Source organism: Clostridium neuense (assembly GCF_045310695.1).
Classification (GTDB): Bacteria; Bacillota; Clostridia; order Clostridiales; family Clostridiaceae; genus Clostridium_S; species Clostridium_S neuense.
The window spans coordinates 42,604-65,514 of sequence record NZ_JBJIAA010000020.1 but is presented as its reverse complement, the minus strand read 5'-3'; the positions used below and the strand labels follow the sequence as shown (position 1 = coordinate 65,514).

The 22,911-nt window shown below is 31.9% G+C and carries 16 protein-coding genes and 8 tRNA genes; 17 read left to right on the top strand and 7 right to left on the bottom strand.

What is annotated here, in order from left to right; all coding sequences use genetic code 11:
• Positions 1-80 precede the first annotated feature (80 nt).
• The 5 genes from ACJDT4_RS20270 (at position 81) to ACJDT4_RS20250 (ending at position 4,871) form a co-directional block, all read left to right on the top strand.
• The gene (locus ACJDT4_RS20270; protein WP_406789416.1) at positions 81-1,277 is read left to right on the top strand and encodes a glycosyltransferase family 4 protein; all 1,197 of its coding nucleotides are present in this window, start codon (positions 81-83) and stop codon (positions 1,275-1,277) included.
• Between the two features lie 119 nt (positions 1,278-1,396).
• Positions 1,397-2,683 (top strand): adenylosuccinate synthase, encoded by a 1,287-nt coding sequence (locus tag ACJDT4_RS20265; RefSeq protein ID WP_406789415.1) that lies wholly within the window; start codon positions 1,397-1,399, stop codon positions 2,681-2,683.
• Between the two features lie 148 nt (positions 2,684-2,831).
• Positions 2,832-3,026: a DUF1858 domain-containing protein gene (locus tag ACJDT4_RS20260; RefSeq protein WP_406789414.1), complete on the top strand. Its 195-nt coding sequence runs from the start codon at positions 2,832-2,834 to the stop codon at positions 3,024-3,026.
• Between the two features lie 161 nt (positions 3,027-3,187).
• Positions 3,188-3,931: an acyl-[acyl-carrier-protein] thioesterase gene (locus ACJDT4_RS20255; protein WP_406789413.1), complete on the top strand. Its 744-nt coding sequence runs from the start codon at positions 3,188-3,190 to the stop codon at positions 3,929-3,931.
• 151 nt (positions 3,932-4,082) lie between these two features.
• The gene (locus tag ACJDT4_RS20250; protein WP_406789412.1) at positions 4,083-4,871 is read left to right on the top strand and encodes a DUF4241 domain-containing protein; all 789 of its coding nucleotides are present in this window, start codon (positions 4,083-4,085) and stop codon (positions 4,869-4,871) included.
• 316 nt (positions 4,872-5,187) lie between these two features.
• Here ACJDT4_RS20250 and ACJDT4_RS20245 read toward each other — a convergent pair whose 3' ends face one another.
• The 3 genes from ACJDT4_RS20245 to ACJDT4_RS20235 form a co-directional block, all read right to left on the bottom strand.
• On the bottom strand, positions 5,188-6,405 hold the full coding sequence (locus ACJDT4_RS20245; RefSeq protein WP_406789411.1) for a BaiN/RdsA family NAD(P)/FAD-dependent oxidoreductase: 1,218 nt from the start codon (positions 6,403-6,405) through the stop codon (positions 5,188-5,190).
• 184 nt (positions 6,406-6,589) lie between these two features.
• Positions 6,590-8,833: a YhgE/Pip family protein gene (locus ACJDT4_RS20240; protein ID WP_406789410.1), complete on the bottom strand. Its 2,244-nt coding sequence runs from the start codon at positions 8,831-8,833 to the stop codon at positions 6,590-6,592.
• A 259-nt stretch (positions 8,834-9,092) separates the two neighbouring features.
• Entirely contained in the window at positions 9,093-11,423 is a 2,331-nt protein-coding gene (locus tag ACJDT4_RS20235; protein WP_406789409.1) for a putative bifunctional diguanylate cyclase/phosphodiesterase, read from the bottom strand.
• Positions 11,424-11,883: 460 nt separating this feature from the next.
• On the opposite strand from ACJDT4_RS20235, the gene ACJDT4_RS20230 reads away from it, so the two are divergent.
• The 8 genes from ACJDT4_RS20230 to ACJDT4_RS20195 all read left to right on the top strand — a co-directional run bounded on the left by ACJDT4_RS20230 (position 11,884) and on the right by ACJDT4_RS20195 (position 12,588).
• A tRNA-Glu gene (locus tag ACJDT4_RS20230) sits at positions 11,884-11,958 on the top strand.
• A gap of 12 nt (positions 11,959-11,970) precedes the next feature.
• Positions 11,971-12,046: transfer RNA gene (locus ACJDT4_RS20225), tRNA-Val, on the top strand.
• Positions 12,047-12,055: 9 nt separating this feature from the next.
• Positions 12,056-12,132 (top strand) — tRNA-Asp (locus ACJDT4_RS20220).
• A 23-nt stretch (positions 12,133-12,155) separates the two neighbouring features.
• A tRNA-Thr gene (locus tag ACJDT4_RS20215) sits at positions 12,156-12,231 on the top strand.
• A 7-nt stretch (positions 12,232-12,238) separates the two neighbouring features.
• Positions 12,239-12,313 (top strand) — tRNA-Glu (locus ACJDT4_RS20210).
• 14 nt (positions 12,314-12,327) lie between these two features.
• Positions 12,328-12,403 (top strand) — tRNA-Val (locus tag ACJDT4_RS20205).
• Between the two features lie 9 nt (positions 12,404-12,412).
• A tRNA-Asp gene (locus tag ACJDT4_RS20200) sits at positions 12,413-12,489 on the top strand.
• 23 nt (positions 12,490-12,512) lie between these two features.
• Positions 12,513-12,588: transfer RNA gene (locus tag ACJDT4_RS20195), tRNA-Thr, on the top strand.
• 259 nt (positions 12,589-12,847) lie between these two features.
• On the opposite strand, the gene ACJDT4_RS20190 is transcribed toward ACJDT4_RS20195, so the two are convergent.
• Both ACJDT4_RS20190 and ACJDT4_RS20185 read right to left on the bottom strand, forming a co-directional pair.
• Positions 12,848-13,834: an ATP-binding protein gene (locus ACJDT4_RS20190; RefSeq protein ID WP_406789408.1), complete on the bottom strand. Its 987-nt coding sequence runs from the start codon at positions 13,832-13,834 to the stop codon at positions 12,848-12,850.
• Positions 13,827-14,807 carry a DnaD domain protein gene (locus tag ACJDT4_RS20185; RefSeq protein WP_406789407.1) on the bottom strand — a complete coding sequence of 327 codons (981 nt, stop codon included), beginning with the start codon at positions 14,805-14,807 and terminating at the stop codon, positions 13,827-13,829. Before ACJDT4_RS20185 ends, ACJDT4_RS20190 begins: the two co-directional genes overlap by 8 nt.
• 162 nt (positions 14,808-14,969) lie before the next feature.
• Here ACJDT4_RS20185 and ACJDT4_RS20180 point away from each other — a divergent pair, with 162 nt between their 5' ends.
• On the top strand, positions 14,970-16,223 hold the full coding sequence (locus tag ACJDT4_RS20180) for a competence/damage-inducible protein A (RefSeq protein WP_406789406.1): 1,254 nt from the start codon (positions 14,970-14,972) through the stop codon (positions 16,221-16,223).
• Positions 16,224-16,574: 351 nt separating this feature from the next.
• On the opposite strand, the gene ACJDT4_RS20175 is transcribed toward ACJDT4_RS20180, so the two are convergent.
• Complete coding sequence (locus ACJDT4_RS20175; RefSeq protein ID WP_406789405.1) at positions 16,575-17,927, bottom strand: DUF4179 domain-containing protein; 1,353 nt, start codon at positions 17,925-17,927, stop codon at positions 16,575-16,577.
• Positions 17,928-18,491, bottom strand: a complete 564-nt coding sequence (locus tag ACJDT4_RS20170) for a sigma-70 family RNA polymerase sigma factor (protein WP_406789404.1) — start codon at positions 18,489-18,491, stop codon at positions 17,928-17,930. It abuts the gene before it with no gap.
• A 244-nt stretch (positions 18,492-18,735) separates the two neighbouring features.
• On the opposite strand from ACJDT4_RS20170, the gene ACJDT4_RS20165 reads away from it, so the two are divergent.
• The 3 genes from ACJDT4_RS20165 to ACJDT4_RS20155 are packed head-to-tail and all read left to right on the top strand — an operon-like array spanning position 18,736 to position 22,889.
• Positions 18,736-20,142 carry an ethanolamine ammonia-lyase reactivating factor EutA gene (locus tag ACJDT4_RS20165; RefSeq protein WP_406789403.1) on the top strand — a complete coding sequence of 469 codons (1,407 nt, stop codon included), beginning with the start codon at positions 18,736-18,738 and terminating at the stop codon, positions 20,140-20,142.
• A gap of 13 nt (positions 20,143-20,155) precedes the next feature.
• On the top strand, positions 20,156-21,475 hold the full coding sequence (gene eat, locus ACJDT4_RS20160) for an ethanolamine permease (protein WP_406789402.1): 1,320 nt from the start codon (positions 20,156-20,158) through the stop codon (positions 21,473-21,475).
• Positions 21,476-21,530: 55 nt separating this feature from the next.
• Complete coding sequence (locus tag ACJDT4_RS20155) at positions 21,531-22,889, top strand: ethanolamine ammonia-lyase subunit EutB (protein ID WP_406789451.1); 1,359 nt, start codon at positions 21,531-21,533, stop codon at positions 22,887-22,889.
• The last annotated feature ends 22 nt before the right edge of the window (positions 22,890-22,911 follow it).

Here is a 22,911-nt window from a genome sequence, read left to right as displayed (position 1 = left end):
GTAATTTACCTATATATGGAAAGTTAAGCAGCTATCTAATAGAGTTTCCATATTTATAAAATAAGAATATGGAGGGTAAAATGAAAATTCTAATAACAACGGACACATATTATCCAATGATAAATGGAGTTGTGATTTCTGTTAATAATTTATATAAGCAGCTTAAAAGATTGGGAAATGATGTTAAGATACTTACTTTATCTTATGATGGTAAGCAGCATGTAGAGGGAGATGTATACTACTTAAATTCTAGATTTGTAAGAGTATATCCTCAAGCAAAGATTATAAGGCCTTTTGGAAATAAAATTATAAGAGATATAATCGAATGGTCTCCTGATATAATACACTCTCAAACGGAATTTTCCACTATGATAGTAGCAAAATATATAAAACGAAAATTAAATATACCCCAAATTCATACATATCATACTATGTATGAGGACTATTTGCAGTATTTTTTAAAAGGAAAAGTAATAGGCAAGGGTACGATGGCAAGGATAATAAGATTATTATGCAATACTTTTGACGAAATAATAGCACCTACAGAAAAGGTTAAAGAAGCACTGTTAGACTATGGTGTATCAACTGATATAGCAATAATTCCAACAGGAATAGATATACGGAAATTTAGTAAGGACATATCAGAGGAAGAAAAAAGTAAGCTTCTTAATCAATATGGACTGAAAAGTTCTGATGACATATTAGTTTATGTTGGAAGAGTTGCAGAAGAGAAGAACATAGAGGAGATAATTAGGCTATTTAACCGTGTATTAAAAGATATGCCAGATATAAAACTTCTTATAGTGGGTGGTGGACCATATCTTGCAAAACTTCAAGATTTGGCAACAGAACTTAAAATGGAAGAGAACGTTAAATTTACTGGTATGATAGATGTTGATGAGGTGCAAAAGTATTATAGACTTGGATTAGCTTTTGTTACAGCTTCTAAAAGTGAATCGCAAGGACTTACTTATTTAGAGGCAATTGCAAGTGGATGCCCTGTTGTATGCAAGTGGGATTTATGTATAAAAAATCTCATAGTAAACGGGGAAACTGGGTACACATATACAAGTAAGGATGAGTTCGTTAATTATATAGAAGCTATTATATCTAATAAGGAACTTAGAAATTATATGAGTATAGAAGCAAAAAGAATGGCTCAACTTTATTCTACAGAGAACTTTGGAAGAAAGGTTTTTGAAATATATAGTGAGATCATTGAAGAAAAAAAGGATAACAACCACAATTCCAGCTTGTTACGAACAATATTAGGATAGGTGTACTAAATATTCGATTTTTTGTTTAAAAGTAAAGACAAAATAATTTTTTTATGGTATATTTATTTTTGGTACATTTTGAATAAAATAATCTTTTGTTATGAAAGTGAGGAATTGTTATGTCAGCATTTATTGTTTTAGGTGCCCAATGGGGAGATGAAGGAAAAGGTAAGATGACAGATTATCTTGCAGAAGGAGCTGACGTTGTTGCTAGATCTCAAGGTGGAAATAATGCAGGGCATACTGTGGAAGTAGGAGATAAACAGTATAAATTACATTTAATACCATCTGGAATATTATATAGTGATAAATTAAATATTATAGGTAATGGAGTTGTTTTAGATCCAAAATCTTTATTTGAGGAAATTGAATATTTAAATAATATGGGTGTTGAAGTTACTCCTGAAAAATTAGTTATAAGTGATAGAGCACATCTTATAATGCCTTATCATAGAGCATTGGATGGTGCTAGTGAAAAGTTAAGAGGTAAAAATGACATTGGAACTACAGGAAAAGGAATTGGCCCTTGCTATACAGATAAGGCAGAAAGATCTGGTTTAAGAGTTTGTGATTTAATGCATCCTGAGATATTCAAGGAAAAATTAAAAGCAAACTTAGAGATAAAAAATGCTATATTAACAAAAGTGTATGGTATTGAAGGCTTTGATTATAAAGAGATATGTGAAGAGTATCTTGAATATGGAGAAAGAATGAAAGCATATGTTAAAGATACTTCTGTTATTGTTTATGATGAAATTAAAAAGGGAAAGAGCGTACTTTTTGAAGGAGCTCAGGGAAACCTTTTGGATATAGATTACGGAACTTATCCTTATGTTACATCATCAAATACCATAGGTGGCGGCGTATGTCCTGGAACTGGAATAGGGCCAACTATGATAGATAGTGCTGTTGGTATTGCAAAGGCATATACAACTAGAGTTGGAAAAGGACCATTCCCTACTGAATTATTTGATGAAATGGGAGAACATATAAGAGAAGCAGGACATGAATACGGGGTTGTAACAGGAAGAGCAAGAAGATGCGGTTGGCTTGATGTTGTTATTCTAAAGCAGGCTGCAAGAGTTTCAGGATTAACAAGCTTTGCTATAACTAAAATAGATACTTTAGCTGGAATAGATAAAGTAAAGATGTGTGTCGGATATGAATTTAATGGAGAGACTATAGATTATATACCAGCAAGCTTAGAAGATTTAGCACTTTGCAAACCTGTATACGAAGAATTTGATGGATGGGGCGAGGAAGTAGCTGATGCTAGAAGCTACGATAAGCTTCCTGAAAATGCAAAGAAATACTTAAAGAGAATAGAAGAACTTACTGAAACTAAAATATCAATTGTTTCTGTTGGAGCAAAAAGAGATCAAACAATAAAAGTAAGTGATATATAAAAATAGCTAGAATGATTAAAAGAAGCTTTATTTTAAATAAGTGTAAAAATTAACACTTATTTAAAGTAAAGCCATAAAATAAATTTTGACAACTCGGAAAACTTGGGTATAATATAATCATCAATAAAAGAAAAGAGGTAGATGTGTCATGAAGATAACAAAGGATATGACAATTGGCGAAGCTTTAAGAATATATCCAGATGCAGCTCGTATACTCATGAGTTTTGGAATGGGTTGTATAGCTTGTCCATCAGCTCAAGGAGAAACTATAGAGGAAGCTGCTATGGTTCATGGATTAGACGTAAATGAAATAATGCAAGAATTAAATAAAGAAACTGTATAGTAAATAAGCATTATCAATGCTATAATTAAAGATAAACTATATGAAACTTAAAGTTTATTTGTACTAAAAGGCTATCTTTTTGTGCAAATAAACTTTGTTAGTTGAAGTAATTTATCTACAAGGCATTGGTAATGCTTATTTTTTATATTGGAGTTGATTATATGAGTAAAATTATGAAGAAGGACTACAATGTTCATCTGTATGAGGTTAATTACAATAACAAAGCAAACATTGTGTCTATAATGAACTATATGGGAGACTTAGCTACGTATCAAAGTGAAAAACTTGGTGTAGGTATAGAATATTTGATGAGCAACAAGATAGCTTGGGTTGTATATAAATGGGATGTACATATGGACAAATATCCTGAATATGATGATACTGTTACTATATCAACAAATCCTTATTCTATAAGAAAATTTTATGCATACAGAAAGTTTGAAATTTTTAATAAAGGAGAAAAAATAGGAGAGGCGAACTCACTGTGGTTTTTAATCAATACTGAAAAGAGGAGACCTTGCAGAGTACCAGAAGATCTTTACAACGCCTATGGACTTACAAAGGATGACGATAAGCAGCTTGAGTTTGAAAAGCTTTTATTGCCTTCTGAAATAAACAGTGAAAAAAGGTTTGATGTAAGATATAGCGACATAGATACAAATAGACATGTTAATAATGTTAAATACATATCTTGGGCTCTTGAAAATATACCTAGTGACATTATGAAAACTTGTTCTGTTTCCGATATAAAAGTTATTTATGAAAAAGAAACTTCATATGGAGAAACTATAACTGTGCAAACACAAATGCAGGAAACAGAGGATAAATATATCTTTGATCATGTTATTAAAAATAGCGAAGGAGAAAAACTTACGCTAATAAAAACTGAATTCTTAAAGGGATAAGAAAAAATTATATTTAGCGAAGCTGTATGAAAAAGTAAAAATCTCATTATTCGAAATATTGAATAATGGGATTCTTTGTCTAATATGAGAATTTTGTATTAGAAAGAGGTAATGGTATGGATAATTATTAATATATATTAGGTGGGGTATAATGGGATTATTTCGTAAAAAACTTAATAAACATTTTATAAAGGAAAATAAGAAAGTTACTGAAAAGAAACCAGACATACGAGTATTATTTGCAAAAAATTTGAAATATATTAGTCAAACTAAAATTTCTATAAAGGATATTGAACGGCAATTTGTAAAGAATCAAACAAGATTTTATTTAACAATAGGGCAGATAGATTGTCCAACTGGGGAAATTGTTGTTTCTGATCCGCTTTGCTATCTTGCGGCTGGGCAAATGTGTCCACATTTAGTAATTCATGTTCCTATAGGGGTATATCCAGTTGAAGTATCTATTTTTAGAAGCCCATATGTTGGCATTCGTATGTGTACTTCTCGCTTAAAAATCAAAGATACAAAAGCGGTTTCATATGTGTGCGCTGAATCAACCGCAGAAAGTGCAGCTGGAAAATGTTCAGATGGGTATTTAACAGGATTTCCAGTTGAGGCAGGGATGATGTCTTTTTGTGATGCACAGGTTGCAAATGAATATCGTAGTTTTTTAGAAGATTGGGAAAAAGATAATCCTGAAAAAAATCATTATGATGATTATTTTTCCTATTATTTTGCAGAAAGTGAAAAATCTTTGCCTGCATATCAACGCGAGGGCGGAGACTTCATTGAATGGAAAAATCCTAAAAGCAATAATAGAATGGTCATGATAGCATCTGGATTTGGAGATGGTTTTTATCAATGCTATTGGGGCTACGATAATAATGAAGAAGTTTGCGAACTGATTGTTCCCATGGTTAATCCTGATATTTTTCAATAAAAGATAATCCATAAATTTAAAACTTACAAATGACATTATTTTGATATAAGAATTTATATATAATGGACTGTGCAAGTTTAAAGCTAAAATCACGTAGGTACGGAGGGATTTTTTCCTTGCACTACCGTGAGAGTGAAGTAATAATGCTGAAGAAACAGTTTAAAAAAATTCTAATAAATCTTGGTAAAAAAATCATAAAATACTTAGATATTTCAATCTGTTTGAGCATTTTTCCCGCGAGTTATTGAAATATCTTAGGATTTTATGATCTTTTTACCTTAGATTTATAGGATTTTTTTAATGCGACGAAGTATTATTACTTCACTTGTCCTGCTAAAAATCCAGAACTCCATGCCCATTGAAGATTGAAACCACCGCAGTCTCCATCAACATCTAGTATTTCGCCGCAGAAGTATAAACCTGGGACAATTTTTGATTGAAGTGTTTTATGGTCAACTTCTTTTGTGTTTATTCCACCTGTAGTTACTTGAGAATTTTCAAATGAATTTGTTCCACTGACAACAAAAACCCATTTTTTAAGAAGCCTTAATATATTTGATTTTTCCTCCCAGGTTAAATCACAGCATTGCTTATGGATATTTGATACATTAGCTTCTTTAAGTATTATGGGTATAAGCTTCTTATGTATAATTCCTATAAGAGAGTCATGCACACTTCTGTAGTAAAACATTCCAAAATGATTTTCAAAAAATTCTTGGATTTTATTTTCTTCTATGTTGGGTAAGATATCTATTTCCAAAGCCACATTTTTATTTTCTTCAATCCCGATGGATGCTATTCTACTAAGTTGAAGTATAGCTGGACCAGATATTCCATAGTCAGTAAACAGAATTTCACCAAACTCTGATCTTTCTAAACTATTATTGATAAAAATTTTGGCATTAGCATCAAATCGTATTCCTGATAGAGCTTTAAGGCTATTATGTGCTAATTTTAGCTGTACTATAGCAGGAAGGGGCTTTATTATACTGTGACCAATATTTGTACCTAATTTAAATCCAAGACCGTCAGAACCGGTTTTAGGCGCAGATTTACCTCCACATGCGAGTATTACTTTATCACACTCATAAATTTCATCATTTGAATTATATATCTTAAAGATTTTATTTATTTTTTCTATTTTAACTATCTTTGAATTTGTGTATATTGGTATATTTCTATCTTCAAGGGCAAGCCTTAATATGTCAAGCACAGATGAGGCTTGAAGTGACATTGGGTACATTTTGCCACTTTCTAGGGTTGTAAGAGGAAGACCAAGCATATTAAAAAAATCTATGGTGGCTTGTTTGTCTAATTTATCTAAAGCGTATTTGAAGAAACCATTATTTTGACTGTGATATCTGGTTTCGTTTATATTTTCATTTGTTATATTGCATCTTCCGTTGCCTGTAATTAATATTTTTTTGCCTATTCTATCATTTCTCTCTATTATTGAAACGTCGCAGCCGCAATCTTTAGCAGAAATTGCTGCAGTTATTCCTGATGCACCGCCGCCAATTACAATTACCTTCATTTAAAATCTCTCCTCAAGATAAATTTAAAAAACAATAAAACTTCAATATATTTTACATCAAAATTTATATTAAAGCTATATTATTTATGAATTAGCCTATATATAAAATTGAAACAATAATAAAAAGCTTCTACACAACTAATTGCGTAGAAGCTTTTTTATTTATCAGTATGGGATTTGTAAATTATGCTGCAGTTTCTGCAGACTGCTTAGAAATCAATTGTTTAGAAATCTTCTCCCTAAGAGTTTTTATTAAGAAACCTCCTATGAGGAATGTAAACATAAATGTTAAAAGTATTGAGATGTTTTGCATCAATCCAGAGTGGTTTATTCCACTAAGTATCATCCTCACTACATTAACAGTATAAGTCATAGGTATAAAGGTATTAACTACTCTGTAGAACACCGGAGATGTTTCTATAGGGAATGTACCTGCACAGGAAGATAACTGTAATATAAGCAGTACAAAGGATATTGGTGTTGACATAATTCCAAAGGCTGCCGATAAACCGTACATTACACTAAAGAAAACTATCGAAGTAAATATGTTATTTAAGTATAAATAAGGTGTTTTTATAGCATCTAAGCCTAAACCAGCATTTAGCGATATTGCCAGTACTATAGCTTGTATTGTTACTAAGACAACACCAACTGCATATTTACCTAAGAAATTATTGTAAAATTTATTGTCAGCTAATTTAAGCTTATCTATCAAAGTTAATACAAGGTTTATAAACATAGCACCAAGCCATAATGAAAGCGAAATGAAGTATGGTGCAAGCCCTTCGCCGTATTTCTTTACATCATTTATAGATTGATCACTTAAGTTAACTGGGTTAGAAACAAACTTTGACATAGCATTAGAAGTGAACTTTAAGTTATTATTTATTTTGTCATATCCATCATTTAAGCCATCTTTTAATTTCTTAGTTCCATCATTTAAAGTTCCTAAATTGCTATTTAGAGTTTTTGCTCCATCGCTTAATTGTCCTAAACCACTTGCTAAAGTTCCAGTGCTTGAAGCTGCTGTGTTTAAACCAGTCATAAGTGTGCTTGAACCATTACTTAATTTCCCAAGACCATTTGTAAGATCATTTGTTTTTGAAGCAACTGTGGTTAATCCATCATTAACTTGACCACTTCCAGCTTCAAGAGCTCTTGTTCCATTTAATAATTTATCTATGGTATCTGAAGTTGATGATCTAGCTTGTTTTACACCGTCAGCTATTTGTGATGTATAAACTCCTAAAGTGGATACTGGTTTTGAAAGATTATCGCTAACTACATTTTTACTAGCCTTCAATTTGCTGGATATACTAGTATTACCTTGCTTAATTATATCTGTAATTTGCTTTGCAGCTGCTATATCTTTTTTAGCTTGTTCAGGATCTATTGAAATTTCAGCTGTTGCTTTATCTAAAAGTTTTTCAGCTGTATCAGCGTAAGATGCAGCTGAATCAAGACCGCTAGCTGCTTGATCAAGACTACCGGAAACTAACTTGTTAAGCTTATCAACTCCACCATTAAGTCCTTTAGCACCTTCATTTAATTGATCAGAACCTTTGACTAACTGATCCATTTTTCCATCAGTTTGATTAATAGCTGCTTTAAATTGAGTTAATCCGTTATCTAAATCACTTAAACCACCAACAACTTTCTTTTGTCCTTGTGCAAGTTGTCCTAATCCATTGCCAAGAGCATTTGAACCATTATAAGCAGCTCCTAAACCATCATTAAGCTGTTTGCTTCCATCAGTTAATTGATTTAATCCTGTTTTTAATTTATTAGATCCATCAAATGCAGAAACTAAGTTTGTAGCCAATGTACCACTTCCATCAAATAGCTTTTGAGTTCCATCTTGAATTTTATCTTGTGCATCACTAGCATCCTTTAAAGAGTCTTTTACATCATATAGCTTGTCAACTAAAGTTTTAGTAGTTTCTTTTGAAATGCTATTTGTTATTTGACTTTGAATGCTCTCTGCACCTTTTTGTGAAAGTAGAGAGAATATAAAATTTCTTCCTTTATTTGCTCTGTATATTATTTGCGGTTTTTCAAAATTACCATTTGTTGAATTGGCTAATTTTTTAGAAAAATCTTTTGGAATTACTATCATGGCGTAATATGAGGTGTTATCAACACCTTCCTTGGCTTTATTATAGCCAACAAATTCCCATTTAAAGGAGTCATTATCCTTAAGTTTTTTCTCTAAATCTTTTCCCAAGGTGTAACTTTTGCCATCATTATTATAAGGTTCATCAAGGTTGACGAAAGCTACAGGCACATTTTTTAAATTTCCATACGGATCCCAAAATGCCCCTAAATAGAAAAGTGAATACATCATAGGAATAAACATAATTGCGCAAGTAATTATGGCTATAATCTTCCATAAGAAACTTTTTGTGAATTTTGATTCTTTTTGCTCCATAATTTTCCTCCTCTCTTGTTTTTGTACTTACTGGTCAGTATAAAAATAGCATAATTTTTTATTCTTTGCACTAGGAGGAGATTTCCAAGAAAACGTTTATAAACCTAAAAACGTAGTATTTAAGCCAAATAAATTTATTTTTGAAATTTTTGTGTATTTTTTTATTAAACGAATATGTTTTAAAAAACAACAATAAAACTTGAATAATAACGTAAAGTTAAACTTTACGTTATTATTGAGCTAAGAAAGAATAATTAAATTATTTTGATTTTGTAGAAGTACGCTCTAATAATTTTTCAAATTCATCTGTTGGAATAGGTTTACTAAATAAATATCCTTGTATTTGAATACAATCCTGGGATTTTAAAAATTCAAGCTGTTCTTTGGTTTCAACACCTTCAGCGATTACTTCTAGATTTAAATTTTTACCTACAGCAATTATAGAGGAAACAATAGTTTTACTAGTAGAATCATTGTTTATGTTTTGTATAAAACTTTTATCGATTTTTAAAGTATCAGCTGGAATTTTAGTTAAGTAGCTTAAAGAAGAATAACCTGTCCCAAAATCATCTATGGAGATTTTTACACCTAATTTTTTTAGAATATGTATTTTAGTTATTGCATTAGAAGTATTTTCAATGCCTACTGTTTCTGTTATTTCTAAATCAAGATATTTTGGAGAAAGATTTGTGTCCCTAAGTATATTACATATATCTGATACAAAACTTTTTTGTTTAAATTGATGAGGGGAAACGTTAACTCCTATTTTAAAGGACTTAAGACCTTTATCTTGCCATTTTTTAACTTGACTACATGCTGATTTTAAAATCCATTTTCCAAGAGTATCTATTAAGCCGGATTCCTCTGCTATTGGTATAAAATCAGAAGGTGGAATTATTCCATCAGTTGGGTGAGACCATCTGATTAAGGCTTCAGCACCTATGATTTCATTGGTGAGTACATCATACTGAGGTTGATAATATATTACAAACTCATTATTAGTTATGGCACTATGAAGTTTATGTTTAATAGCTGATTTTTTAGAAATTAATGCATCTATACTGCTATTATAAAATTCATAGGTATTTTTGCCACAAGCCTTTGAACAGTACATAGCTGAATCAGCATGCTTCATTAATTCGTCAAAGGTGATACCATCTGCTGGATACATAGAGATACCAATGCTACAAGTGACATACAGATTATGATTATTGAGCAGTATAGGTTCAGAAAGAGAGTGAAGTATCTCCTGTGAAAGTTCTTTTACTTTATCACGGGTATCAATGTTGCTTGCTATTATGGCAAACTCATCTCCGCCTTGTCTTGAAATAAAACAATCTAGAGTTAAGCACTCCTTTAAGCGTTTTGAAACTTCTTTAAGTACAATATCACCTGAATAATGTCCTAAGGTATCATTTATGCTTTTAAAGCTATCTAAATCTAAAAATAATAGGGCAAATGACTTGTTTTTATCTTTTGAAAATTGTATTGAATTTTTAAGAGTAGTTTCAAAAAATCTCCTGTTTGCAAGACCGGTTAATTGATCGTTAAAAGCTATATGAGATAGAGCTTTTGTTCTTGCCAACACTTTTGATTCTAAATTTTCATTGAGTTCTTGAAGCTTCAATATTAATTTTGTATTTTGCAAAATTATGAATATATGTTTTATCATAATTAAAATGATGCTTACTTCAAAAAAGGTTGTTATAATGTTATTCTGTTGTACTATAGCTAGTATAAAAAGAGAGATTACACTTAAAATTGGAGCAATACTTACCAAATTTATAGTATTATTATTTTTTGTCTTTTTAGAAATTTTTTTTGTATGGATTAAATTTGTATACTCAATTCCGGCTAATCCAATTATAAGGGTTGCTAAGGACCATAATGGATCAATTAAATTACCAGTAGAATAATTTTTTGTTATGCATAAATAGGAGTAAAATAAATTTGATATAGATAATATAAAAAATGCCAAAGAAATAAGTGCAAGATAGCATTTCTCACTATCATCAGTTAGGGATAGAAAGAGACTAAAGGTTACAAATAAACAAACTAAGTCACCAACGGGGTAAACGGTATATTCTATGGCTAGAAATAAACTGTATATGCTCATTCTCTCCATTACTGGGGTTAATATGTAGAATAAAGCTACAGCTATAAACAAGCACATAATAGTTAAAATGTCTAGTATCAAGGTGAATAACCAATCAGTATTTTTTTTCTCATAAGTTATATAAAAGGCTGCAAACACATAAGATAATCCTGTTATTGACCAAAAGATAGCAACATATATGGAATTAGGCGTGTAGATTCCTAAAATTATTTCATTATAATCCCAAGTAAGCTGAGACATGAGATAACTGGTACAGCCAATAAGGATAATTGCCCAAAAACGTTTTCTTAAGGAATTTGACTTTTTACAAGTTTTCCAGAGTATAACTAAAGTAATTATTGAAGATAGAGTTTGTAAAGTATCTGATATATTTGTAAGGTATGAGTGTTTTGTTCTAAATAAAAATATAAGAAGGTAAAAAATCGATACATATAATATTATAAAAGCGGAATATGTTTTTTTTATTCTATCCATGATAAGTGCCCCCTTGATAAAATAGTATATATAAATAAGCCGAAAGCTTAAAATAGCTAATGCTAAGACTTTATATAGTGAAATGGAAAAAAGTCAACAGTAACTGTCCTCTGTACTCTAAGTTAAATCTTATTTTTGCAAGGATAAACTTGTTGAAATGGTTTATATATATATTTTAATATTAAAATTAAAAATAAGGAATACTTATAGTATAAGTTCATAACAATTAGGGGGGAATTTGTAGAAAAATAGAGAATAAATTATGGGTTGAGATTTTGAACTAATGGATTAAGTATGTATAATCAGCTTCAAGTAGTATATAAACATACTATATTTGCCTCATTAAATACTTTTTTATAAATTAAAATAAAAAAATTAAAAAAACATGTTGACACATGATGATTTTTTTTGTATTATATTACTTGTCGGGTCGCGAGACCGGAATGAGAAAATAATATATGGCCCGTTGGTCAAGCGGTTAAGACACCACCCTTTCACGGTGGTATCATGGGTTCGAATCCCGTACGGGTCACCATTTAAATATCATGGGCGCTTAGCTCAGCTGGGAGAGCATCTGCCTTACAAGCAGAGGGTCACAGGTTCGAGCCCTGTAGTGCCCACCATGATATTGCGGCTTGGTAGCTCAGCTGGTTAGAGTGCTGGCCTGTCACGCCAGAGGTCGAGGGTTCGATCCCCTTCCAAGTCGCCAATTAAAAAATAAATAATGTATAAGCTGGCATAGCTCAATTGGTAGAGCAACTGACTTGTAATCAGTAGGTTGAGGGTTCAATTCCTTCTGCCAGCACCAAGTATATGGCCCGTTGGTCAAGCGGTTAAGACACCACCCTTTCACGGTGGTATCATGGGTTCGAATCCCGTACGGGTCACCATTTAAAAATATTGTGGGCGCTTAGCTCAGCTGGGAGAGCATCTGCCTTACAAGCAGAGGGTCACAGGTTCGAGCCCTGTAGTGCCCACCACAATATTGCGGCTTGGTAGCTCAGCTGGTTAGAGTGCTGGCCTGTCACGCCAGAGGTCGAGGGTTCGATCCCCTTCCAAGTCGCCAATTAAAAAATAAATAATGTATAAGCTGGCATAGCTCAATTGGTAGAGCAACTGACTTGTAATCAGTAGGTTGAGGGTTCAATTCCTTCTGCCAGCACCAAAAACTCTAGAAAGTGATTTCTAGAGTTTTTATTTTATATGTAGATTTCAGATTGCTTAAGTATTTATGAAATACGCATTAAAATATCAATATTCTTAAAATTTCATGTATACATCAATTTTTCGTAATCACAATGGAGAAAAATTTTCCTTGATTTTTAGGTCAGTGAACGAATGGTATTTTGGGATGATTTAAATAAAAGCCAATAAATCTTACTTAGATTTATGGCTTCTATTTAATGTCCCAGAATACTATTCGTTCACTCTTTCATTCTGTTTAAATTTTTCTTAACTCGTATATCGTCACCATAGAATTTGCAAAGTGTGAAGTCTCCAAAAAGTCTTGAGGTAATTCTTTCAGAATATATTCTAGATAATCCTTCTAAAGTATGGTTGGAGGATATAACCATTTTCTTTCCGGCCAAAAGTTTCTTATTTATTAGGTTGAAAACTTCTGTTTTTGAAAAGTCATTTATTTGTTCTGTACCAAGGTCATCTATTATAAGAAGATCACAGTTTACAATTATATCTTCTAATTCAGCGTTGTTTTCAAATCTTATTTTCTTTAAAATGTTAAGCAAATCGTCGGAGGTTTTGTATATTACAAGATGACCTTTGTCTAGTAAATCCTTTGCAATGCACTGACATAAGAAAGTTTTGCCAGTGCCAGAACTTCCGTAAAAGAGTAAGTTTTCTTTAGAAGTATCAAAGTTATTTACAAAGTTTAGGGCTTTAGTAAATATCTTTTCTATATTCCTTCTTGGACTTTCTAGTTCATTTTGAGTTTTCCTTGTAGAATAAAAATTTATGTCAAAGTTGTCAAAGTTATTTTCAGATAAAAGTGGTTTTAAGTCTGAATTTTTATAATACAATCTTACGAGATATTTTTTATAGCAAGAACATTTTTCGGTACCTATATATCCTGTATCTTTGCACTTGGGACATCTATATTTTATATTTAAATAATCTATTGGATACCCATTTGAAGAAAGAATTTCGGATTTTTTTATTCTTAAATCAGTAATTCTATTTTTTAAATTTTTAACATAAGTGTCTCTATCCACTTTTATATCTTTGAACATACTTACTGATAATTCAATAAAAAGTTTTCCTATTTGATTATCTATGCTAATAACCTCAGGAAGCTTTAAGGATATTTCTTCTTTTCTTTTCTTTAATTCAGATGTTTCCTTTTCCCGTATTTTAGTATATATTTTTTCCATTTCTTCAGCATAGCCTTTAATCATTATTATCCCATCCTAATAATTTTTTTTCTAAATCATCAAAATCGTAATCTCTTTGCTCATAATTATTGAAGTTACCCTTTGGAGCATTACCTGGCTTAGGTTGTTTAAAGGAACCTTTTCTTGAATCTTTAACTTCTATATCAGAAATTGTTTTGATTCCTGATTTAAACCAGTTGGTTAAAATTGCATCTATATACTTAAAGTCAGATTTATTTATTCTTTCAAAACAAATATCACAAGCCCTTAATATAACATCGGTAGGGAAATTATATGTGGTTATCCATTTATCAAGAATTTTTTCTTGAGGTTTCATTATTTCGGGATCCTTTATTCCAAGATAGTTTAATATTTTGCGTATTTTAACCCATTTATCTTCATGCTTCTTTATGTAGATTTGAGCATCTTCTACAGATTTTATATTTGAATCGTGCCAGGATATAGCTAGCTTTTCTATATACCTATAGTCTGTTTTGCCTTTTGACACACAGTATTGTATAAGTAGTAGTATTAGTTCTGGAGAAAAGTTAAAGTCATTTTGCCAGCCTATATAAACTGTCATTTCTTTTGGTGAAAGGGTTCTTCCAAGAAGTTTTTCTATATCTTGAAGCATACCCTTTATAGAGTCTTTATTAAGTTCACTTAATAGATTAACATTTTCATCTTTCTCTTCAAAGTTATCTGATAAATCTAAGAACTGAATATTGAAATTCCCTTTATTATCTAGAGGAAGTAATTTAACTACGTTTTCGTCATTCCAATAATTCCATGCATTTATTACATCTGTTTCAATTAAATGAAGAATTGAAGCCATCATTGAAGAATTAATGCCAGGTTCACCGCAAACGCAATACTTAAGCCCTAACAGATATACCTTAACATATTCTCCACGTGCATTTGGCATATACTTTTCTATAAATGTGTTGCTTACAGGTGTAATATTGTTTGTATTAGCCTTGAACATGAAAGTGCTCATAGTATCGCAACCTTTCTTTAAATCATTTTTATCTATGATAATATTATTATATAAGAATAAAATATACAATACAAACTCAAAGACTTGATAAAGATATATAATAAGAGTATATAATTTTTAGTCGAGCTTATATTATACAATTAAGAAAAGGGGTTGGCAACTGTGAAAGCTGAAATATTATGTGTAGGAACAGAGATTTTACTTGGAGATATTTTGAATACAAATACTCAATTTTTATCTAAAGAATTAGCTAATATGGGTTTTTCAATTTACCATCAGGCAGTAGTAGGAGATAATGTAGAAAGGCTTAAAAATGAATTTAAGCTTGCTATAGAAAGAGCCGATATAGTTATAACTACAGGAGGACTTGGACCTACTAAGGATGACCTGACAAAGGAGACTGCTGCAGAGTATTTTGGGAAAAAGCTTATTTTTGATGAAGATTCCTATACTTCAATTGTAGAATACTTTGATAAGTTAGGTGTAAAAATAAGTGAAAATAATAAAAAGCAAGCTTACTTCCCGGAAGGATGTACAATACTAAAAAATGATTATGGTACTGCACCAGGCTGCATAATAAATGAAGATAATAAAATTGTAATATTGCTTCCAGGTCCGCCAAGGGAAGTTTTACCTATGTTTAAGAATTATGTTGTTCCATATCTTAAAAAGTATCAGGAAGCTGTATTTGTTTCAAAGGTTTTAAGAGTTGTTGGAATAGGAGAAGGAAATGCAGCTGAAAAGCTTCAAGATATAATGGATAGGCAAACCAATCCTACAATAGCTCCATATGCAAAGGATAATGAAGTTACTTTTAGAATAACAGCTAGCGCAAAAACAGAAAAAGAGGCACTTGATTTGATAGAGCCTATGGAAAAGGAAGTTAGGGAAAGACTTGGAGACAATGTATATGGGACTGACGACACATCTCTTGAAGAAGTTGTAGGAAAACTTCTAATAGAAAACAATATAACAATAGCTACAGCAGAATCATGCACAGGAGGACTTCTTGCAGGAAGACTTGTAAACTATCCTGGAATTTCTGAAGTATTTATGCAGGGAGCTGTAACCTATAGCAATGATGCAAAGATAGAGAGACTTGGAGTGAAAAAAGAAACTTTAGATAAATTTGGTGCGGTAAGTAGTGAGACAGCAGCAGAAATGGCAGAGGGTATAGCTAAAACATCAAATACAAACATAGGGGTTTCGACTACAGGAATAGCAGGCCCAGGCGGTGGAACAGAAGAAAAACCTGTTGGGCTTGTATATGTTGGCTTATATATAAATGGCAAAGTTAAAACTAAAAAGCTTAATATTCCAGGGGATAGACAAAAGGTTAGAAATAGAGTTGTAACTATTGCACTTGATTGGATTAGAAGAGAAACAATGCGAAGTAACAATGCTTCGTCGCATTAAAAAAATCCTATAAATCTAAGGCTCAAAAATCATAAAATACTAAAGATAAGAAGGATAATGGGCAAAGCCCAAGCCTCGTGTATGTTTATTTTCAATAACTCGCTATCGCTCAGACAATTGAAATATCTAAGTGTTTTATGATTTTTGAACCAAGATTTATTAGAATTTTTTTAAACTGTTCCTTCAGCATTGTTACTTCGCTCCCACGGTGGTGCAAGGAAAAAATTCCTCCGTGCTTACGGAATTTTAGGTGGGAACTTGTGCAGTCTTATTATATATAAATTCTTATACCAAAGTGGAAGAAAATCATCCTAAACTTGTTACCTGTCACTTATCATTTGTCACTGGTTGTTAGTTTGCAAGTGGAATTTCGATTTTTTTACTGTAGTCTATATAATCAAAATTTTTAACTGTAATGTTACAAGGAATACTGTTATTTACGCTGCCATATTCCCTTGTAAATTCATAGTTATTATCCGAGATTTTTTTTAGGGTTGTATTCAATTCTTTAATTTTACTGTCAGCATTTTTATCTGTACTGTTAACATATACGCCAGTTACTTGATATTGAGGTAAGTTTCCAGTAACAATTCCATGAACAGTAAGCTTATCATCTGAAGTATTGATACCTGTTATTGTGATTTTACCATTATTTCCTTGAGAAGCCTCAAAAGGAAGCTTGGTATTAACAGGGATTATTACATCCTTTGATTTAGCAAGTTTATGCTTCTCTGATAGTTTTCCAGTGTTATCAGAACTTGTATATGGTATTAATATTAATTCCTTTGCAGTTTTACTTGCCCTCGAATAGTTATATGTGGATTCGTATTTAGAGAACAAGCCATTCGAGGTGTTACTACTTTTAAAAGAAAGCTCGTTTCTGCTATCATCAAAAACTAGCCAATTATAATCAGCCGTATCAGCTGAATTGCTATCGAATAAAATTGTTGTGTTTACTGGAGTTAGTGAAATTTTTTTGATTTTTATAGTTGTATCTTTTAATTTTACATCTAGGTTTGGCTTAAATGAACGAGTCTCTTTATCTAAAGCTTCTCTGGAAACTATAAATTTAAAATCCCAGTTGCCTTGTGTACCTAGAAGAGACTTGAAAGACATATCAAATTTAAATTTATTTGGGAAATATAATTTTCGTGCCACGCTTATTTGCATTGTACCAATGTAGGTGTTTGTAGCTGTATCTTTAAGTCCGCCTCCCCAGCCGGAACTCATAGGGATGCCGTTTATTTTAAAAGAAGGTGAAAATCCTGGAAGATCTTTAGGATTTATTTCTTTGTCACTTTTTATTGTATATCCTAGTATAAGTGAGTTTTCATCACAAACAACACTGTTTATTGTAAAGGACTTTCCGTTGCAACTTACGGTTTTATTTATTATTTCAGAGCATTTTGCATATTCTCCTTGATCACCATAATAATTTAGGGTTTGAACTATAGGATTTAAGCCCGGAATTTGCGATGCAAAGGATGGATTCATATAACTTATCCCGGTGAGGCATACTAAAATTGCAGCGGCACTAGCGGCAGTTATTTTTAGTTTTATAAATTTTTGGGGCTTTATTTTGCTTCTCAGATTGTTTTTTATTCTTTTCTTCTGCATATCATCTATGTTTACATCAATATTATCAAATTCATGTTCGTCTGTATTTATATTATTAAAAGCCTTAAATATATCTTTTTCGCTCATTTAAATGACCTCCTCATTGAATTTAATAAGCTTACCTTTTAAAAATTTTCTACCCCTAGAAAGCCTATTGTCTATTGCAGCTCTGGTTAAGCCTAAGCTTTTTGCTATTGAATCAATATCTTCATTTAGAAAATACCTTTTTAAAAATATATACTTATCTGGTTCTTTCATTTCGTTTATGGCTGATAGTATTTCATTTCTTTTCTCTTTTAATATAAAAGCATTTTCGATGTTTTCACCGGAAGCAAGGTTTAGATTATCTATATCCGTATAATCGGAGCGTTTCATAAGCTTTCTTTTGTAATCAATAGCTTTAAACTTGGCAATTGTCATAACCCAAGTTTTAAAAGTACCTTTTTCCATATCGAAGCAGTCTATGTTATTCCATATAGACATAAAAACATCAGTTGCACATTCTTCTATAGAACTTATATCATAATTTGAGTACAGTATGCTGTATATGACTTTATATATAAGATTGCTATAGCTATCAACTATATAATCCATAGCTTTGCTATTTTTATGTCGGAGTTCTTTTATGAAATTTTTATCATCAATTTTCAATTTTTGCTCTCCTTTCTGAGGCCCTCATATATTAAATTCGTATCAATTTCAACTTTTCTATCATTATAGTTAGTGATATTTATAAAAATATATACAATCAATATATGACTACACTTAATTTTAATAAATTGTTAATAAAATATTGACTTTTTTAATAAATCATCATATATTATAAACATGGGTAAATTAATCCGGATTAGCCTTTTAAGAGTTTTATTTTTTATATTAGAATTGTGGGGGTTTTATGGAGAATCAAATATTTAGCTTGGGAATTGATATTGGTACTACAACAACTCAAGTGATTTTTAGCAAATTTACAGTGAAAAATATTAATTCAGCATTTTTTATTCCTAAGGTTGAGGTGACAGATAAGATAATACTTCATAAAAGTCAAATATATTTTACTCCATTGACGTTAGAGAATAACATTGATTTTGATGCAGTTACTAAGATTGTTAGAGCTGAATTTGAAAAGGCGGGTATAAAAAAGGAAAGCATATCTACAGGAGCAATAATAGTAACGGGGGAAACTGCTAGAAAAGATAATGCTGAACTTATAGCACATGAGTTGTCAGATATTTTAGGCGATTTTGTGGTTGCCCTAGCAGGACCGGATCTAGAGGCAGTTCTTGCAGGCTTTGGAGCAGGCACTTATGAAATATCTAAAAGTATGAAGGAAAGAATTATTAACTTTGATGTAGGAGGGGGAACTACAAACGCATGCTTATTTAACTCTGGTAAAAGAGAGGATTGTTTTGCATTAGATATAGGTGGACGTCTTATCAAATTCAATGAGTATGGTGAGGTTACATACATATCTAACAAAATCAAATTTATGATTGAAAATTTTAGACTTAATATTAGGGTCGGAAAAACAGCCAAATTCATTGAAATAAAGAAGCTTACAGATAAAATGGCGGAGATGTTTGTTGAATTATCGGGCTTCACACAATTATCAGAGAATACTAATAAACTTTTTATTGGACATAAGAATAGTGGTGCTAAGGTAAATTATATTACGTTTTCAGGGGGAGTATCAGAATATATTTATGGAAATGAAGAAATATGCAGTATGGAAGCTGCAATTAAATTTGGGGATATAGGTCCACTTTTGGGATATTCAATAAGAAAGACATTTGATAAATATAAGGATAAAATTATCACTCCAAGGGAAAGAATTAGAGCTACTGTAATAGGTGCAGGTAATCATTCTATAAAAATAAGTGGTAGTACTGTGATTTTCGATGAAGAGGTTTTGCCTATGAAAAATGTACCTATAGTGAAGGTGTTAGATGATTCTTTTGAAGGGAAGGACATTGAAAGGATAAAGAAAGATATAAGTGTATATCAGGGGAGAACTGTTGCATTAGCCTACGAAGGGCCCAAGAATCCTTCATATATGCAGATAAAAAATATGGCGGATGGAATTATTAAAGTCTTTGAAGGATTAGAGCAGGAGACAATAATAGTGGTTGTTCAAAATGATTTTGCAAAGGCGTTGGGGCAGACAATTAAGAATAAGCTTGGTAATAGTAGAAGAATAGTTTGTATAGATGAAATTTCAACAAGCAGTGGAGATTATATAGACTTGGGAAAGCCAGTAGCCGGAATTATTCCGGTGGTGGTAAAAACTTTGATTTTTAAATTTTAAGGGAGGAAATTTTATGGATAATCAGTTGAAAAAGACTTTATCACCCTTTCAACTTTGGGCTATTGTAGTTGGCATGGTAATATCGGGAATGTACTGCGGATGGAATAATGCACTTTCTTCTACAAGTCCAGTGGGTTTTATAATAGCAACCTTAATAGTAACGGTTTTTTATACTGCATTTATGTTTAGTTATGCGGAGCTTGCAACAGCAATGCCTAAAGCAGATGGAGCTTCAGAATATGCTTTAAGAGCTACTGGTAGGTTTGGAGGTTTTTTTGCTGGTTTTTCAGCTGTAGTTGAGTTTTTATTTGCAACACCAGCAATAGCAATTTCTATTGGTTCATATATTAATTTTATTTTGCCTTCTGTGCCAGTAACGGCTGCTGCACTTGCTGTTTATGCAATCTTTGTAATTATAAATTGTATTGGAGTAAAGACTGCTGCGATAATTGAAACAGTAGTTACTGTTGTAGCAATTATAGGACTTATATTATTTATTGGAGCTAGCTTTACACATGTTAGTACGGCTAAAATAATTGGCGGCGATATGTTTAAGGGAGGCTTTAGTGGAATATTTAATGCTGTTCCCTTTGCAATATGGTTTTACTTGGCTGCTGAAGGGGGTGCCATGTCAGCAGAAGAATGTAAAAATCCTAAGAAGGATATACCAAAAGGATTTATATTTGCTATAGTAACTCTTGTGATTTTAGCCTTAGCTACATTTTTGTGTACAGCAGGGGTACTTGATATTAAAACTTTAGGAGCCACAAATTCTCCTATTCCGGATACACTTAAAGCTATATTTGGCAAGAATAGTGTACTTCCTAAAATAATCAGTTTTATAGGCTTATTTGGACTTATAGCTAGCCTTCACGGAATAATAATTGGATACTCAAGACAAGTATTTGCTATGGCAAGGTCAGGTTACTTGCCTAAGGCATTATCAAAATTAGATTCTAAGGGTGCACCTGTACCTGCCATAATAATACCAAGCCTTATAGGAATGTTATTTGTTTTGACGAATAATACGGCTGTAATTATAGTGATTTCAGCTTTTGGAGCAATAGCACTTCAGGTTATAAGTATGATTTCGTTTTTTATTTTAAGAAAGAAAGAGCCTAATATGGAAAGACCTTATAAAGTTCCATATTTCTTAGCAGTGGTAGCCATAATTATAGATGTTGTATTTTTAATAACTGTTACTTATGCAAATAAGACAACTATTGGTTGGGTAATCGGAGCATTTGTACTTGCAGGCGTATACTATTTTGTATATTCTAAGCTTTCTGGTAGACAAATTGAAATGGAAGTTGAAGAGGAAAAAGCAGTTTAGACATCTTTATGCATCTTTAGGCATCTTAAAAAAAATAATAAGACAGGTGATTTTGATGGTTTTAAAGACAAAATTATTTAATAAGATATATGAGTTTAAAAATATAAAGGATTTACTGGCAAAGGCCAATGAAGAAAAGTCAGGGGACATGCTTACAGGCATAGCAGCAGAAAATACTTCTGAAAGAGTTGCTGCTAAACTTGTGCTTGCAGATATTACTTTAGCTGAGCTTAGGAATAATCCTGTTGTACCTTATGAACAAGATGAAGTGACAAGGATTATACAAGATTCTGTAAATGAAACTGTATATAATAAAATAAAAAATATGACAGTTTCAGATTTAAGAGAGTTTATCTTGAGTTCACCTGAAGCTGAGATAAAGAGCATAAGAGATGGCTTAACATCGGAAATGGTATCAGCTGTAACAAAGTTAATGGGTAACATGGATCTTGTTTATGCGGCAAGGAAGATATGTAATACTGCAACCTGCAACACTACTATTGGTGAAAGAGGAACGTTATCTGCAAGGCTTCAGCCAAATCACCCAACAGATGATATTAAAGGAATTATGGCATCACTCATGGATGGAATGAGCTATGGAGTTGGGGACGCGGTAATTGGACTAAATCCTGTAAATGACAGCATAGAAAATACAGCTAAGATTTTAAAAAAGTTTAATGAGTTTACTACAGAATGGAAAATACCAACTCAAAGCTGTGTCTTATCCCATGTTACAACTCAAATGGAAGCATTAAAAAAGGGAACACCAATAGATCTAATGTTCCAAAGCATAGCAGGTTCGGAAATTTCAAATAGAGGTTTTGGAATAACAGTTTCGCTTTTGGATGAGGCTTACGCATTAATGAAGGAAAAGAAGAATTCTAAAGGAAATAATTTTATGTATTTTGAAACGGGACAGGGTTCTGAATTATCCTCGGAGGGTCATAATGGGTCAGATCAATTAACTATGGAAGCAAGATGTTATGGACTAGCAAAGAGGTATAATCCATTTTTAGTTAACACGGTAGTTGGATTTATAGGACCAGAATATTTATATAATGGAAGCCAAGTCACACGTGCAGGTCTTGAAGATCATTTTATGGGTAAACTTACAGGTTTATCAATGGGGGTTGATGTATGTTATACAAATCACATGAAAGCGGACCAAAATGATTTAGAAAACCTTGCAATGCTTTTAACTTCTGCTAATTGTAACTATTTTATGGGTATACCATGTGGTGATGATGTAATGCTTATGTACCAATCGACAGGTTATCATGATATTGCAGCATTAAGAGAGATAAGCGGAAAAACGCCTATAAAAGAATTTGAAAAGAGAATGGAAGAACTCGGAATACTTAGAGATGGAACACTTGGAGAAAATGCGGGAGACCCGTCAATATTTTTAAAATAGAGTAGAGAGTAAAGAGTAGAGA